This is a genomic window from Paenibacillus koleovorans NBRC 103111 (assembly GCF_004000845.1).
Classification (GTDB): domain Bacteria; phylum Bacillota; class Bacilli; order Paenibacillales; family NBRC-103111; genus Paenibacillus_AA; species Paenibacillus_AA koleovorans.
The window spans coordinates 18324-33263 of the sequence record NZ_BIMA01000026.1 but is presented as its reverse complement, the minus strand read 5'-3'; the positions used below and the strand labels follow the sequence as shown (position 1 = coordinate 33263).

Below are 14940 nucleotides of genomic sequence, written 5' to 3'. Positions count from 1 at the left end.
CCCGCCCTGCCCTGCCCTGCCTGCGAATGCGTCGGGTCAGACAGCAGCTGCAACATTCAAAAGCCTCCGGTCTTCCGACCGGAGGCTTGCTGCATTGTAGAAGATTCGGTTGTGGTACGACGGAAAGCTTGCCGTAAGCCGGGTTCTGTGCTTCCAGTGGTCGTAGCGGGGACCACAGACCCCTCCCACCATTGAAGCGACAATCATCTATCTAGGCCAGCCATTACTGGCAGGCTCAAGCGACCAACCCGAACGCGCCTCGGGCAAAGGCTGCAGGCGCGAAGCCTGCGGCGTTCTCTTAGGTCTTGCTCCAGATGGGGTTTACCAGGGAGTATGTCGCCATAGCCCCTCGTGGTCTCTTACACCACGGTTCCATCCTTGCCTGATCTCGCCCCCGAGGGGACGAGCCATCGGCGGTCCATTTCTGTGGCACTATCCTTCAGCTCGCGCTGACTGGACGTTATCCAGCATCCTGCCCTATGGAGCCCGGACTTTCCTCCCGTGCTGACGCACCGGCGATTGTCTGTCAAGCTTTCCGCATTTCATCTACATGCTAGTATAACGGAGCATCCCGGCGCATGCAACCCAAGACTGCTTCCATTATTGCCAATCCCTCGGCGCAAACAAATTATTGCAAACGAAACGGCTCCGTGTCCACTTGTGACGCAACGACGGTTGTTGCATAACGGCTTTCGGCGAGCATAGCCGACAACCGATCCGCGACGCTTTTCTTCATGATCTTCTCGGCGTTATGCCCCGGATCGACAAGCGTGAGTCCGGCCGCGAGCGCATCATGCGCGGTATGATAGTCGATGTCGCCGGTCACGAGCACGTCGGCGCCCGCGAACTGCGCATGCCGGATGTAGCGGCTGCCGGAACCGCCCAGCACCGCGACCTTGCGGATGTCGCGGTCGGCCGGTCCGACGACGCGCACGAAAGGCACGTCGAACGCCTCCTTCACCCGCTGCGCAAACGCGCCGAGCGTCTCGGAAGCGGCCAGCTTGCCTACGCGCCCTAACCCGAACGTACGCCCTTTCAAGTCCATCGGATACAGGTCGTATGCGACCTCCTCGTACGGATGGGCCTTCAGCATCGCCTGCACGACCTTGCGCTCGATCGAGTCCGGTACGATCGTCTCGATCCGCATCTCCTCGACCCGCTCCAGCTTCCCTCTCTGTCCGATAAACGGCTGCGCCTCGTCGCCCGGGAGGAACGTGCCCGTCCCCTCGATGTTGAAGCTGCAGTGGCTGTACTTGCCGATGCCGCCCGCCCCTGCGGCGAACATCGCTTGAAGCACCGCCTCATGATGGCTCTTGGGCACGAAGACGACCAGCTTCTTGAGCTGCTCCGTATGAATGCTCTCCAAGTGCGTCGCGTTCTGCAAACCGAGCGCGTCCGCCATCAAATCGTTCATGCCGCCTTCGACGATGTCGTAGTTTGTATGGGCGATATAGACGGCGATGTCGTTTTTGATCAGCCTCTCGTACAGCTTGCCTGACGGGGTATCCGTCTGCAGATGCGCGAGCGGGCGGAAAATAATCGCGTGATGCGCGATAATAAGATCCGCCTGCAGCCGAATCGCTTCGTCCACGACTTCGTCGGTTACGTCGAGCGCGATCAGCGCCTTGCGCACTTCCCGGCTCAAGGAACCGAGCTGCAAGCCGATTTTGTCGTCCGGCATAGCCAAGTGCTTCGGCACCATCCGCTCGAACAATTGAACTACTGCCGCTCCTTTTGCAAACAAACGAGCACCTCCTTCGTCGCCGCTATGTCCTGCAGCAGCATCTCCCTCCGCAACCGCGCCGATTCCGCGTCCGAGCGAGTCATATCCGCCGCGATGCCCTCCAGCTTGGCCAGCTCGGAGCGCCATTTGGCGAAAAACGCCTCATTCGGCTGCTCGACCAAATAGGGCCCCAGCCGGTACAGCAGCGCTTCCGAAATCTCAATGCCGCACCCTAACTCTCGTGCCGCATATAAGTCCGCTCCGCCAGCCTGGTCGTCATTTCGAACCGCGGTCAGCACCTCGTAGAACTTGCCGTCTTCCTCCAGCAGCTGTTCGGCGGCAAGCTGCCAGCCGTTCTGCACGAGCCACCGCCGCACCTGATCCTCCCCGATGTTCGGCTGCAGCACGAGCGTATGCACGCCATCCAGCTTGCTCCGGCCTTCCTCGAGTATATGCACGATCAAGGCGCCGCCCATCCCGGCGATCGAGACGGCGTCGACTTCGCCTTCCAATACGGCTCGTAGCCCGTCGGCTTGGCGAACGACAATGCGCTCCCCGAGCGACGCTTCCTTCACTTGCTTGCGCGCAGCATCATACGGTCCGGGGTTCAGTTCCCCCGCCACGGCGTACGGCACCCGCCCTTTCTGGACCAAATAAACCGGCAGCAGGGCATGATCCGACCCGATGTCGGCCAGTCGGCTGCCGGGCGGCACTTGCAGCGCGATCGTTTCCAACCGCTTGGACAATTTCACCATTTAAGCAACCCACTCAATCCATTTTTTTCGCGTACCGAACAAGACGAGTCCCAACCCGACCAGCTTCAGGAACAGCAAAGCCTGGTACCAGGAATCAATCGATTTCAGCACATAAAATCCATATAGCTCCGGCGCAATCCAGAACACAAACGCCAGCAGCAGCAACACGATTCCGGATGGCCGCCCTCTCCGCTGGAGCAAAAACCCGAACCAGCCGAACAAGACGCACAGCGGCAGCCAGCTAAGCTCCGTGCCTAGCTTCGTATGACTCAGCTCCTTCGGATACAATAGCCATGCATATACAAGAGCGAGGCCTAACCAGCCGCAAAATTGAAACAACCGCAACCCCGCGCCGGCTCCGATCGCAATCCACATCAAGCTGCAGAAGGCCACGTATCCGACCAAATAGACCGCTTCTTCTTTCCCGTACATCCTCAGTAGCATTACGCCTCCCGCGAGCAGTGCCGCCGAACCGATGCCGATGAGCGCGAACGTCAGGATCGGGTTCTTGTGCTTGACTTTCAAACCGTAGGCGTAACAGCCGAGAACGGCGCAAGCAAGCAGCCCCATTTGCAATGGCAGGGGAAAAGAGTTAAAATGAAGGGCAAGCAAGGAAATAACGGAAATCGAGCCAAAGATTAGGAACCATATGTACCAGCGGCTGTTCTGAATCGTCTTCACCGAGACGCCGCCTATTCTACGTTCCCGCTCGACCGAATCGTCCGCATACAAGTTCAGCAGGAAGTCGCAATATTGCTCCGGCAGCAGCCTGCTTCGCCGCCAATGCTCAATTTCGCGAACGATGAGTCTTCGTTTCTCCGTCTCCATTGCCCGACACTCTCCTGATTTCGGCCAAAAAGGAAGACCTCACTGCAAGCAGGAAGGTCTTCGCTAAGCCAGCTTATTATTCGAGGAAATCCTTCAACCGCTTGCTGCGGCTCGGATGTCTCAGCTTCCGAAGCGCCTTCGCCTCGATCTGACGAATCCGCTCCCGCGTCACGCCGAACACCTTCCCCACTTCCTCCAGCGTCCGGGTCCGACCGTCGTCGAGACCGAACCGCAGGCGCAGCACGTTCTCTTCCCGCTCGGTCAGCGTGTCGAGCACATCCTCCAATTGCTCCTTCAGCAATTCGTACGCAGCGGCGTCGGCTGGTGCCAGCGCTTCCTGATCCTCGATGAAGTCCCCCAAGTGCGAATCGTCTTCTTCTCCGATAGGAGTTTCCAGCGACACCGGCTCTTGCGCGATCTTCATGATCTCTCGCACTTTTTCGGTGCTCAGATCCATTTCCTTAGCAATTTCTTCCGGGCTCGGCTCGCGCCCCAGCTCTTGCAGCAGCTGGCGGGACACGCGGATCAATTTGTTGATCGTCTCCACCATATGCACCGGAATCCGGATCGTTCTGGCTTGGTCCGCAATCGCGCGCGTGATCGCCTGGCGAATCCACCAAGTGGCGTACGTACTGAATTTGAAGCCTTTCGTCTGGTCGAACTTCTCAACCGCCTTGATCAAGCCCATGTTGCCTTCCTGGATCAAATCGAGGAACAGCATGCCACGCCCGACATACCGCTTCGCGATGCTGACGACCAGACGAAGATTCGCTTCGGCCAGCCGGCGCTTCGCTTCCTCGTCGCCCTTCTCGATCCGCTTCGCCAGATCCACTTCGTCGTTCGCCGACAACAGCGGAACCCGCCCGATTTCTTTCAGATACATGCGGACCGGATCGTTGATCTTGATGCCCGGCGGGAGCGAGAGATCGTCATCCAAGTGGAAGTCGTCATGTTCGTCCTCTTGATTGAGCGGCATATCATCCTCTGTCTCATTGCCTACGTCGATGCCCATCTCGGACAGTTGCTCGAAAAACTCGTCCATCTGCTCGGGATCTTGATCGAATGGAGCCAGCTTTTCCATAATATCCTTATAAGTTAACGAAGAGCGTTTCTTTCCCTGCTCAACTAGCTGTTCTTTGACTTGCTCGAGCGTCAGCTCTGTCTCTAGCTCGGTGTGTTGATCGTTCGCCATTCGAAAGCTCCCTCCTCCCCGAAATTCCAACTGCCGCAACCCCCGCTGCGGATTATACGCCTTTCAGCTGATTTTTCAGGGTAATAATCTCTTGTTCCATTCGTGCGGCACGCAACGGATCGCCCGCGCGTTCCACACGGATGCGTTCCTGCTCCATCTGCTCAATTGCCCTCAGCTTCGGTACGGTCTGGATAACCCGGATGCAATCGTCGATCACTTGTGCGTTGATCCCCTTGATCAGATCAGGCATCAGCATCGAGCTCGCAACCCGCTCCAGCCGTTCGTCCTGGAGCGAGCTCATGAAGCGGCTCGCATCGGGAGCGAATCCTTGTGCGTAGTAGGCATATAAATAAGCAGCTAGCGCTGCGTGAGCTTCCCTATTGAAGGCGTCTCCCAAGTGCTGCTGCACATAATCCGCGACTTCCTTGTCATGCATCATGGCTGTGAGCAGATCGGTTTCCGCTTTTTCGCTTTTGTCAATCGGTTTCGGAAGAGGAACCCCTTCTCCCCCGTCATTCCTAACATTATTCCACGAATTGTCGTTATTATCCCCATTTTGGCGCTTTTTTTGCAATTCCTGGCGGATCTGATTCGTTTCTTGCTTGATGGCATCCAGGCTTACTTGATACTCGGCGGACAACTCCTTCAAGTAATGTTCCCGCTCGGTCGGCGACGACAAATCGGCGATCACTTCGCGGATGGCGGTACGGACATAACGCAGCTTCGCATCCGGTTCGAGGAAGTTGAAGTTGCGCCGTAGGTGGTGCAGCCGGAACTTCACGGCCGGCAGCGCCGCTCCGACGATCTCGAGGCGGAAGGCGTCCGCTCCGTGTCCGGCGATATACTCGTCCGGATCGAGCTTGTCCGGCACGACCGCGACCTTGACGGTCAAGCCCGCTTTCTCGAGCAGGCTCAAGCTCTTGTACGCGGCCGACTGGCCGGCATCGTCTCCATCGTAGCAGAGCACGACTTCTTCGGCGGCGAGGCGCAGCGCGCGGGCATGCTCTTCGGTAAGCGAGGTGCCCATCGTGCCGACTCCGTGATGCACGCCGGCCGACCAGGCGCGGATGACGTCGGCGTATCCCTCGAAGATGACGACCGCGCCTTCCTTCTTAATGGCGGTGCGGGCTTGGTGCAAGTTATAGAGGACCCGGCTTTTGCGGAACAGTATCGTTTCGGGACTGTTCAAATATTTGGGCTGTTCGTTGCCCATCGTCCGGCCTGCGAAGGCGATTACCTTCCCTTTGGCGTCCCGGATCGGGAAAATGATCCGGTCCCGAAACTTATCCACATAGCCATCGCCTGAGGATCGGGCGGACAGCAATCCGCCCGATTCCATGAGCGGCATTTTGTACTCGCGTTTCTGCAGCAAGGTGGCCAGCGTATCCCATCTGGCGGGCGCATAGCCGATCTGGAACGTCTCGATCAGCGAGTCCGTGAAACCCCTCTGCTTCAAATACTGGATGGCCGGCTTGCCTTCCTCGAAGTTTATCAGGATGTGATGATACAGCATAGCGGCGAATTCATGCGCCTTGAGCAGATGATCCCGCTCCTGCTGCTTCTCGGTCTGTTCCTGCGTCAGCTCTTGCCAGCCGATCGTCATACCGGCTTCGGCGGCTAGATGGCGCACCGCTTCTCCGAAGCTGAAGCCTTCGATATCCCGGAGGAATGTAATCGCGTTCCCGCCTGCCCCGCAGCCGAAGCATTTGAAGATTTGCTTCTCCGGATGAACGTTGAACGACGGCGATTTCTCCGAGTGAAAGGGACAGAGCCCCTTCATGTTGCGTCCTTGCTTGGTCAGATGCACATACTTGCCGATTACGTCTACGATGTCGTGGTGTTTTAGGACAGCCTCAATGACTTCCTCCGGAATTTGTCCGTTACTCATCCTAACCACCTTCTTCGATTGTCAGAAAGCAAAGTGCCCCTATACGTATTCGCTATATGGAGGTATTCTCCTGCAAATCATGTAAAACTTTTGTCAAAGATTGTAGAAATGACCTTCGGTCATCGTCGGTAAAAGGCTTCGGGCCTTTCGAATGTTTGCCGTTTCGGCGCCGTTTGGCGCTCTCATGGCGGCTCTCCAACAAAAATCCGATCGTCTGATCCGTGTAGCGCTGTCCCCGATTCGACAACACGATCGAACGTTTCGCCAGACCGATCGTCGCAAGCCCAAAGTCCTGCGTGACGAGGATGTCGCCGGCTCGAAGATGGTTGGCGATGTATAGATCGACCGATTGATCCGAACGGTCAACCTGGACGATGCTCACCCGATCCAGCGCCTCCAGTCGGTGGTCATAGGAGGCAACCATCACGACTTCAGCTTCCGCAATTCGAGCCGCTTCGACAATTTCTCGTTTCACCGGACATGCGTCGGCATCAACAACGATTCGGGCCTGCACCATGTTCATCCTTCCACCAAATTTCTGCGGGATTCGTGACGCAGCCCACATTTCGCATATGCACGGACATGCGAAATGTGGGACTAGTATTAATATACGCTTCTAACGTCCAAATTCCTTCTTTGCTTTGAGGCCGAAATGCTAACGTCCGCGGAACATGCCGACAATTACGCTAGCCGTTTCTTCTACGGCCTTATTCGACACGTCGATCACGAAGCAGCCTAATCGAGACATGATTTTTTGCGCGTGCTCCAGCTCCTGCTTGATTCGTTCCACCTGCGCATACATCGCATTCCCCGACAAACCCAAGCTTTTGAGCCGTTCCTTGCGAATCATATTCAGCTTCTCGGGATCAATCACGAGGCCGACAATTTTCCGGCTCGGAATCGAGAATAGCTGCTCCGGCGGCTTCAGCTCCGGCACGAGCGGGACGTTGGCCACCTTGAACATCCGGTGGGCCAAATACATGGAGAGCGGCGTCTTCGAAGTCCGCGAGACGCCTACGAGCACGATATCCGCTTGAAGCACGCCGGAGAAGTCGCGTCCGTCGTCGTATTTGACCGCGAACTCGACCGCCTCCACCTTCTTGAAATAATCTTCATCCAGCTGATGGATCAAACCGGGCTGATGAAGCGCTTCCTTGTTGAGTACGCTCTCCAGCCGGGAGATGATCGGGCCGAGGAGATCGATGGTCGCTACCCCCAGCTTGCCCGCTCGCCCGGTCAAATGATCCCTGAGCTCCGGGATCACGAGCGTGAACAAAATGACCGCCTTCTCCCGGTTAGCTTCCTCCAGCACCCGATCGACGCCGGCGCGGTCCATAATATAGGAAGCCCGCCGGATTTCCACCGTCAGCGGGTGAAATTGAATCGCGGCCGCCCGCAGCACCGCTTCCCCGGTATCGCCGGCCGAATCCGATACGACGTACACAATCGGCTTCTTGTTACTCATGCTCCTCATCCCCCCGTCCGATTTGCCGAGAACGCAAAAACTCCCGTCCTGGTAAAAGCGTGGCACGACGGGAGAATTATATTCTGCTTTCGGACTATACTAGCAGACCGAGTCGGCCTTGTCAAATGAACGGCAGCCGGTCATATGCCGTATTTCTCCATCTGATCGAGAAACTGCCTGGATTTCCATTTCACATCGATATGAGTGTCGTATAAGCGACGGATGGCTGTTTTGAGCAGCGAGCGGGTTGAATCCGCAAGGTCGATTTGCCCGAGTCGCGCAATGTCCATTCGCTGGAACAATCGGATTAGCCTGACAACACTTTCGGCCAGCGGGATAGCTTGGGGATCGAGATGCCGACATCGAGGGCAAAGCGCGCCGCCCATGGCGGCGCTCAGTGACATTTCCTTGCTCTCCGCTCCGCAGGACACACATTGGCTCATGTCCGGCTCGTACCCCGCCAACGCCAATAAACGCATTTCATAGATGTGCGTCACGATCTGCAAATCTTTGTCCGCCTCCATCGCATCGAACGCGGCAAGCAGTTGATCGAACACCCAGCCCGCACGGTCCTGCTCGCCAAGCAGCTTCTCAGTCAACTCGGCCAAATAGGAGCCGTAGGCCGCCTTGTGAATGTCTTCTCTCAGCTTGTTGTACGGCTTAATAATCTCTCCTGCGCTCAAATTGCCCATCGAGCCGGATTTGAAAAACACGAATTCCCCATATGTAAACAGCTGCGTGATGGCCGAATAGCGGCTCTTCACCTTCTTCGCTCCCCGCACCATCACGCTCATCTTGCCATATTCATTCGTCAAGATCGTTATAATCTTGTTGCCTTCCCCATAATCGAAGCTGCGGATGACGATCCCATTGACCCGATACAGCATGTTTGGTCTCCTCCCCGAACCGATCGTCTCGGTCCGTTCCGGAGCCCGGCGATCCGTTAACCGTCCAATTCGTCCGGAAGCGGCTCCGCCTCCTCCTGCTCCGATTCTCCACCATTCCGATTCCATTCTTTGTATAGCAGGTAAGACTCCACATCACCAGTCAACGTAAAATACTTCCACGAGAAATCGCGCATTTGTATCCTCCCAATGAGACGGTCTGCTGCTCATTAGGTAGCATACACGCGGCGCGGTTTCCCTATCCAAAGCAATAATTGGAATGGCCAACCAGATCGCTCAGTCGAGCCGGAAGCCGAGATCCTTCAGCACATGCTCTTGGTTGCGCCAATCTTTTTTGACCTTCACCCAGAGCTGGAGAAAAATTTTCGAGCCCAGCAGCGCTTCGATATCCTTGCGGGCTTGGCGGCCGATTTCCTTCAGCAGCGCGCCTTGTTTGCCGATGATGATGCCCTTCTGAGAATCCCGCTCCACGTAGATGACGGCGGAGATATCGACCAGCCCGTTCTCCTGCACCTTCATATCCTCAATCGCGACGGCGATCGAATGCGGAATTTCTTCTCGCGTCTGGTGCAAAATTTTCTCGCGGATGAGCTCCGCACAGATGAACTGCTCCGGGTAGTCGGTCACCTGATCTCCCGGATAGTAGTGAGGTCCTTCCGGCAAATAACGGCCGAGCTGCTGCAGGAGCGTGTTGACGTTGTTGCCGCTCATGGCGGAAACGGGGATGATCTCGGCGAAGGCGTACAAATCCTTGTACGTGGCGATGATCGGCAGCAGCGCTTCCGGCTGCACTTGATCGATCTTGTTCATCACGAGAATAACCGGTGTCTTGACGTCTTTCAGCTGCTCCAGAATGAAACGATCGCCTCCGCCGAGTCCCTCGACGACGTCAATTACGAAGAGGATGACATCCACCTCGTGGAACGTGCTTTCCGCTACCTTCATCATGAAGCTTCCGAGCTTGGACTTCGGCTTGTGAATGCCCGGCGTGTCCAGGAATACGATTTGCATGGTTTCGGTCGTATAAACGCCTTGAATTTTATTGCGGGTCGTCTGGGGTTTATCCGACATGATGGCAATTTTTTGCCCGACGACTTGGTTCAGCAAGGTCGATTTGCCGACGTTCGGACGGCCGATAATGGACGCGAAGCCGGATTTGAAGCCTTTGGTCATAGCGAGTCTCCTCTAAGGTTCCAGTTGAAAAGCGCCGGGCAGCAGCTCCGCGATGTTCGTCACCGCGTAAGTGCCTGCCGTGTTGGCAAGAATGACGGGCATGTCGGGAGCGCACAGCTCCGAGATGACTTGACGGCAAATGCCGCAGGGGCTAATGGGTCCCGGGGTATCGCCTACGACCGCCATCGCCTTGAAGCTCTTGGGGGCGTTGCCGTCTGCGATCGCTCGGAACAATGCCGTCCGCTCCGCACAGTTCGTCGGTCCGTAAGCGGCATTCTCTACGTTGCAGCCGTAATGAATATGACCTTGATCGTCCAACAAGGCGGCGCCCACACGGAAGTTGGAATAAGGCGCATATGCCCGGCGCGCCGCTTCGATTGCGTGGCTGATCAATACTTCCGGCTGAATCGTTTCTGCAGGTGCGACTGGATTGGAATCCGGCATTGGCATTCACGCTCGCTTCTTCAGAAGTAGGTGGGTGGGCGGTCGGTTATGAAAAAGTATGAATCCAAGTAAACACTGCCGCCGTCAGTCCGCTTCCCAGCAAGGCGCCGGCGAGCAGCGACAGCAATCCTGTCCGCTTGCCGTCATATAAAATATACAGCATCAGTATCGTCAAGGCGAATCCCAGCAAAGCGATCAACGATTGCGATGTGAGCAGCGTCACCCAAGTGGACAATGAACAGGCTACGGCGGCTAACAAGCTAGGCTTGATCGGCCGAGCGGCATGTTTGTGCGAGAATCGGGACTGGAGCACGATCGCGAGCATCGCGATCAAAGCGATCAACGTCCAGACAAGACCCGGCGTCACCGCACCGCCTCCAAGCAGCTCGCCCTTGCGGAGCAGCCGGTCGATCGGCTCGTAGAACACGATCATCCCCGTAACAGCGGCAAAAACCGCAGACACTAACACCGAGGCTGCGGCAACGTCTTTGGCGATTTTGGCTAGCGGATGCAAGTCCGGCATCGCCAGATCGACCGCTTTCTCCACGGCGGTGTTGATCAGCTCGGTGACGATGACAAGCGTGATCGCGAGCAGGAGGAACAGGACCTCCACCTTCGGTAGCTTGAACACCAGCGCCAGGATGAGCGCGATCAGCCCGACGGAGAAATGGAATTGCATATTTTGTTGCGTCGATAGCGCGTAATGCAGCCCTTCATAAGCATATCGGAAGCTGCGGCGGAATCGTTTGACGTCTCTCAACGGGTTAAACCCGCCTTTAGCAGCACCTTCTCCTGCTGGGCAAACATATGGCGTTCGGTCGCTTCGTCCTCGTGATCATAGCCGAGCAAGTGAAGGAACCCGTGAACGAACAGGAAGCCGATCTCTCGTTCGACGGAATGACCGTATTCTTCAGCCTGAGCGATCGCCCGCGGGATCGAGATGACGATGTCGCCGAGCGGCTCCGGATAATCGTCGTCTTCGTCTTCCTCGTCGCCGTCGGCATCCTCTTGATCGTCATCGTCGGCGGCTTCCCCATCCTCGTCGTCTTCCTCATCTTCGTCGCCGAACACGATCTCGATCTCATCAGGCGTCGTCTCGAGCATCGAAAATGACAGCACATCCGTCGGACGGTCGATTCCCCGGTACTCTTTATTCAGCGCAAGGATGGCCTCGTCGTCGACGAAGCTGAGCGCTACCTCTCCATAGTTGATGTCTTCCTGCTCGCCGGCCAGCTTCAGCAATTGCTCCAGCTTCTCGATCAAGCCATCCGAAATCGGCAGCGCTTCTTGCTCGTTCGTCCATTCCAGCTTCAATGTCATGCCTTGCTCACTCCCTTGGTGTCGCTCTTCGACGGCAGCTCGCTCGGATACTCGATGCGCGAATGGAAAATGCCGAGCAGCGTCTCGTTAAGCGTCTTCGCGATCGTCTCCAGCTCCTTCAGCGTCAAATCGCAATCGTTGAACTGTCCGTCGTCGAGCCGTTCCTTTATAATTTTGCGCACGGTGGAATCGATCTGCTCAATCGTAGGGTTGCGCAGCGAACGCACCGCCGCTTCTACGCCGTCGGCGATGCCGACAATCGCAGCTTCCTTCGACTGCGCCTTCGGGCCGGGGTAGCGGAAATCCTCTTCGATGACCGGCTCTTCCCCAGGCTCATCAGCCTGCCTCTTAAGCGCCTTGTGGTAAAAAAACTTCAACAGCGTCGTGCCGTGATGCTGCTCTGCGATATCGCGGATCGGCTTCGGGATGCGTTGCTCCTTGAGCATCTCCACGCCGTCCCGGGCATGGGCGACGATAATCGATTTGCTAAGCTCCGGATCAATCCGGTCATGCGGATTCTCGATATTCATCTGATTCTCGATAAAATAGCTCGGGCGCCGCGTCTTGCCGATGTCATGATAGAACGATCCGACCCGGCACAGCAGCCCATCTGCGCCGACCGACTCGGCCGCCGCCTCCGACAGGTTGCCTACCATTACGCTGTGGTGGTACGTGCCAGGTGTCTCCGTCAGCAGCTTGCGCAGCAGCGGATGGTTCGGGTTGGACAGCTCGACGAGCTTGAGCGGCGACAAGATGCCGAACGCCGCCTCGAAAAAAGGCATCAAACCGATGACGAGCACCGCGGTCAGCAACCCGGCCGCAACCGCGAAGCAAGTTGAGAACAAAATCTGATTGCGCGTATAGTCGTTCTCCAGCAGTGTAAGCGCAATAACGGCAGCGGCTCCTGTAATTGAAGTCATCGTGCCGACCTTCAAGATGGAAGCCCGCTGGTTGGCACGCTGGGCGGCGAACACCGACGTAAGCCCCGTCACAAGCGACACAAAGCCGTAGCGGAAGTCGAACAGCTCGTCGTTGATGTTGAACAGCACGCTGGAAATGATACTGAATAGCAAAGCCGAGATGACGGCTAGAGGTATATCGAGCATCAGGGCTATCAGCATGCTGCCCATCGCCGCCGGCACCAAATACCCGATATACGGATATTCCAAATTTTGCCCCAAAGCGATGATCTTCATTCCGACCACGTTGAGCAGCACAATGACAATCAGCATGACGAGCTGGACATTGTTAGTACGGATCGGCAACTCGCTGTGGCGAATGAACATGTAGAGCCCAACGGTCATCAGCAAGGATGTTATCGCGAGGCCGAGCTGCGGCCAATAATTGACCTTCTCCTTGAGCAGCCCGGCGGATTTCACCCGCTGGTACAGCTCTTCGGTCACGAGCTCGCCCTTCTGCACAAGAATGTCGTCCTTGTTGATGTAGACAGGCTTTGTGTTATCGCGCGCCTGTGCTTTCTCCTCGTCCGTCGCCTGTTGGTTCAGGAACCGATTCGGTGTCAAGGCGAAACGGGCGATCTCTTGTACGAGCTCGCGGTTCGTCGCCTTCGCAAGCGAAGACGCGTTGACCAGCTCCGCTACCTTCGCTCGTGCCGTCTGGGCGTTCTGGATCTGGTCGGCCATCAGCCGCGTGACGATCTCGACAGTCACCGGCTCCATGACGGCCAAGTCTTCCTTCAAGAGCCGCGGGAACTTGAAATACATCTCTTCCGGGATGCGGTAAGGCTGCTCTTCCATCCGCGCCTTCATCTCCGCCACGAACAGATCGCTGCCCGGACCAGGCGAGATGGAACGATAAATCATATCGGTATGATCCTTATAAATAACGGGAAACACATTGCGGAACACATTCACCTTGTCGTTCAGCGCCAATTGCTCGTCGGCGTTGATCTGCCGCAGCTTCTCGTAAATCACCGCGACCATCTGCTCGTTTTTCATCGGGACGATCGTAAAGACCGGCTGCACCTTCTTGCCGGCTTCTTCCTTCGCCTTCTGAGTCTCGATCGCATTCTCGATCTGCGTAGGCGCAAAGATCGTTCGATCGCTGACGACGCCAAGCCGGATATCGTACCGTTCCGGAATCCACTTGCCGGACAACGACATGTAGAATATGACGGCGAGCAGCAGCAGCAGCAATACCCGAACGCCGATACTGTACTTCCAACCGCCCGTCCGGTAAGAAAACGATTTGCCCTTGATCGATAATCGCTGATTTGGAATCACTGCGTTCTATCCCCTTTGTTCATTTCCCAGGAACGGGGCTCGGTTGCACCGGGTCCTGCGAAGGCTCAAGCCTGCTCGGAGTAGGCCATGATGATTTTCTGCACCAATGAATGCCGCACGACGTCCTGTTCCGTAAAATGAACAATACCGATCTCCTCGATCGACTTCAATATGCGCTCGGCTTCCACCAACCCCGAGTTTTTGCCACGCGGCAAATCGATCTGCGTCACATCGCCCGTGATGACCATCTTCGACCCGAAGCCGAGACGGGTCAGGAACATCTTCATCTGCTCCGGCGTCGTATTCTGCGCTTCATCGAGAATAATGAACGAATCGTCCAGCGTACGGCCGCGCATGTAAGCGAGCGGTGCAATCTCGATCAGCCCGCGCTCCAGCGACTTGACTACCTGCTCCGGCCCCAGCACATCATTCAAGGCGTCGTACAGCGGCCGCAAATACGGATCCACCTTCTCCTGCAGATCGCCGGGAAGAAACCCGAGGCTTTCCCCGGCTTCCACGGCCGGACGGGTCAGCACGATACGCTTGACTTGACCTTCCTTCAATGCGACGACAGCAAGTACAACGGCCAAATACGTCTTGCCTGTTCCGGCCGGTCCGATGCCGAATACGATATCTTTCTTGCGGATCGTAGACACGTAGTGGCGCTGTCCGATCGTCTTTACTCGAATCGGCTTGCCCTTCTGCGTCGTAGCAATCTCTCCGCGCAGCAGATCGAGCAGTTGGTCGGCCTTCTGCTCCTTTGCCAGTTCGACGGCATACGACACATCGCGTTCGGTCAGCATCAGACCGCTGCGTATGAGCTGCAGCAGCACGTCGAACAATTGTTCCAGCCATTCCACTTCCGCAGGCTCGCCGTGGATGACGAGCTCGGCTTCGCGGCTGAACAAATGCGCGCTCGTCTTGCTCTCTATCAACCGCATGAATTTATCCTGTGGCCCGAACAGAGCAAGACCTTCTGCGGTACTCTTCAGAGGTATTCTAAT

General features: G+C 56.6%; 15 protein-coding genes and 1 other RNA gene. All 16 read right to left on the bottom strand.

Features of this window, described 5'->3' with window-relative positions:
- Positions 1 to 119 precede the first annotated feature (119 nt).
- Positions 120 to 535: RNase P RNA component class A (gene rnpB, locus PKO02S_RS11220), an RNA gene on the bottom strand.
- Between the two features lie 93 nt (positions 536 to 628).
- Positions 629 to 1744: a Nif3-like dinuclear metal center hexameric protein gene (locus PKO02S_RS11215; protein ID WP_127582686.1), complete on the bottom strand. Its 1116-nt coding sequence runs from the start codon at positions 1742 to 1744 to the stop codon at positions 629 to 631.
- Positions 1720 to 2475 (bottom strand): tRNA (adenine(22)-N(1))-methyltransferase, encoded by a 756-nt coding sequence (locus tag PKO02S_RS11210; protein WP_174819901.1) that lies wholly within the window; start codon positions 2473 to 2475, stop codon positions 1720 to 1722. Before PKO02S_RS11210 ends, PKO02S_RS11215 begins: the two co-directional genes overlap by 25 nt.
- Before the next feature lie 3 nt (positions 2476 to 2478).
- The gene (locus tag PKO02S_RS11205) at positions 2479 to 3306 is read right to left on the bottom strand and encodes a hypothetical protein (protein ID WP_127582680.1); all 828 of its coding nucleotides are present in this window, start codon (positions 3304 to 3306) and stop codon (positions 2479 to 2481) included.
- 76 nt (positions 3307 to 3382) lie between these two features.
- Positions 3383 to 4498, bottom strand: a complete 1116-nt coding sequence (gene rpoD, locus PKO02S_RS11200; RefSeq protein ID WP_127582677.1) for an RNA polymerase sigma factor RpoD — start codon at positions 4496 to 4498, stop codon at positions 3383 to 3385.
- Between the two features lie 52 nt (positions 4499 to 4550).
- Positions 4551 to 6386 carry a DNA primase gene (gene dnaG / locus PKO02S_RS11195; protein WP_127582674.1) on the bottom strand — a complete coding sequence of 612 codons (1836 nt, stop codon included), beginning with the start codon at positions 6384 to 6386 and terminating at the stop codon, positions 4551 to 4553.
- 52 nt (positions 6387 to 6438) lie between these two features.
- Entirely contained in the window at positions 6439 to 6909 is a 471-nt protein-coding gene (locus PKO02S_RS11190; RefSeq protein ID WP_164821397.1) for a YaiI/YqxD family protein, read from the bottom strand.
- A 132-nt stretch (positions 6910 to 7041) separates the two neighbouring features.
- Positions 7042 to 7851 carry a pyruvate, water dikinase regulatory protein gene (locus PKO02S_RS11185; RefSeq protein ID WP_127582671.1) on the bottom strand — a complete coding sequence of 270 codons (810 nt, stop codon included), beginning with the start codon at positions 7849 to 7851 and terminating at the stop codon, positions 7042 to 7044.
- Positions 7852 to 7991: 140 nt separating this feature from the next.
- A complete protein-coding gene (recO, locus tag PKO02S_RS11180) occupies positions 7992 to 8738 on the bottom strand; it encodes a DNA repair protein RecO (RefSeq protein WP_127582668.1) in 747 nt (248 codons plus the stop codon).
- 56 nt (positions 8739 to 8794) lie between these two features.
- Positions 8795 to 8932 (bottom strand): YqzL family protein, encoded by a 138-nt coding sequence (locus tag PKO02S_RS11175; protein ID WP_127582665.1) that lies wholly within the window; start codon positions 8930 to 8932, stop codon positions 8795 to 8797.
- Between the two features lie 100 nt (positions 8933 to 9032).
- Positions 9033 to 9929, bottom strand: a complete 897-nt coding sequence (gene era / locus PKO02S_RS11170) for a GTPase Era (RefSeq protein WP_127582662.1) — start codon at positions 9927 to 9929, stop codon at positions 9033 to 9035.
- Between the two features lie 12 nt (positions 9930 to 9941).
- Entirely contained in the window at positions 9942 to 10373 is a 432-nt protein-coding gene (gene cdd, locus PKO02S_RS11165) for a cytidine deaminase (protein ID WP_174819900.1), read from the bottom strand.
- Between the two features lie 46 nt (positions 10374 to 10419).
- Positions 10420 to 11133: a diacylglycerol kinase family protein gene (locus PKO02S_RS11160; RefSeq protein ID WP_127582659.1), complete on the bottom strand. Its 714-nt coding sequence runs from the start codon at positions 11131 to 11133 to the stop codon at positions 10420 to 10422.
- Positions 11130 to 11693 carry an rRNA maturation RNase YbeY gene (gene ybeY, locus PKO02S_RS11155; protein ID WP_127582656.1) on the bottom strand — a complete coding sequence of 188 codons (564 nt, stop codon included), beginning with the start codon at positions 11691 to 11693 and terminating at the stop codon, positions 11130 to 11132. The genes PKO02S_RS11160 and ybeY overlap by 4 nt, the downstream gene beginning before the upstream one ends.
- Positions 11690 to 13933, bottom strand: a complete 2244-nt coding sequence (locus tag PKO02S_RS11150) for an HD family phosphohydrolase (RefSeq protein WP_174819899.1) — start codon at positions 13931 to 13933, stop codon at positions 11690 to 11692. Before PKO02S_RS11150 ends, ybeY begins: the two co-directional genes overlap by 4 nt.
- A 68-nt stretch (positions 13934 to 14001) precedes the next feature.
- Entirely contained in the window at positions 14002 to 14940 is a 939-nt protein-coding gene (locus PKO02S_RS11145; protein ID WP_127582765.1) for a PhoH family protein, read from the bottom strand.

Excerpts from the sequence above, each read along its gene's own strand:
- PKO02S_RS11205 (WP_127582680.1), bottom strand. The coding sequence starts at position 3,306 with ATGGAGACGGAGAAACGAAGACTCATCGTTCGCGAAATTGAGCATTGG.
- recO (WP_127582668.1), bottom strand. The coding sequence starts at position 8,738 with ATGCTGTATCGGGTCAATGGGATCGTCATCCGCAGCTTCGATTATGGG.
- dnaG (WP_127582674.1), bottom strand. The coding sequence starts at position 6,386 with ATGAGTAACGGACAAATTCCGGAGGAAGTCATTGAGGCTGTCCTAAAA.
- rpoD (WP_127582677.1), bottom strand. The coding sequence starts at position 4,498 with ATGGCGAACGATCAACACACCGAGCTAGAGACAGAGCTGACGCTCGAG.
- ybeY (WP_127582656.1), bottom strand. The coding sequence starts at position 11,693 with ATGACATTGAAGCTGGAATGGACGAACGAGCAAGAAGCGCTGCCGATT.
- PKO02S_RS11185 (WP_127582671.1), bottom strand. The coding sequence starts at position 7,851 with ATGAGTAACAAGAAGCCGATTGTGTACGTCGTATCGGATTCGGCCGGC.
- PKO02S_RS11190 (WP_164821397.1), bottom strand. The coding sequence starts at position 6,909 with ATGAACATGGTGCAGGCCCGAATCGTTGTTGATGCCGACGCATGTCCG.
- era (WP_127582662.1), bottom strand. The coding sequence starts at position 9,929 with ATGACCAAAGGCTTCAAATCCGGCTTCGCGTCCATTATCGGCCGTCCG.
- PKO02S_RS11175 (WP_127582665.1), bottom strand. The coding sequence starts at position 8,932 with ATGCGCGATTTCTCGTGGAAGTATTTTACGTTGACTGGTGATGTGGAG.
- cdd (WP_174819900.1), bottom strand. The coding sequence starts at position 10,373 with ATGCCGGATTCCAATCCAGTCGCACCTGCAGAAACGATTCAGCCGGAA.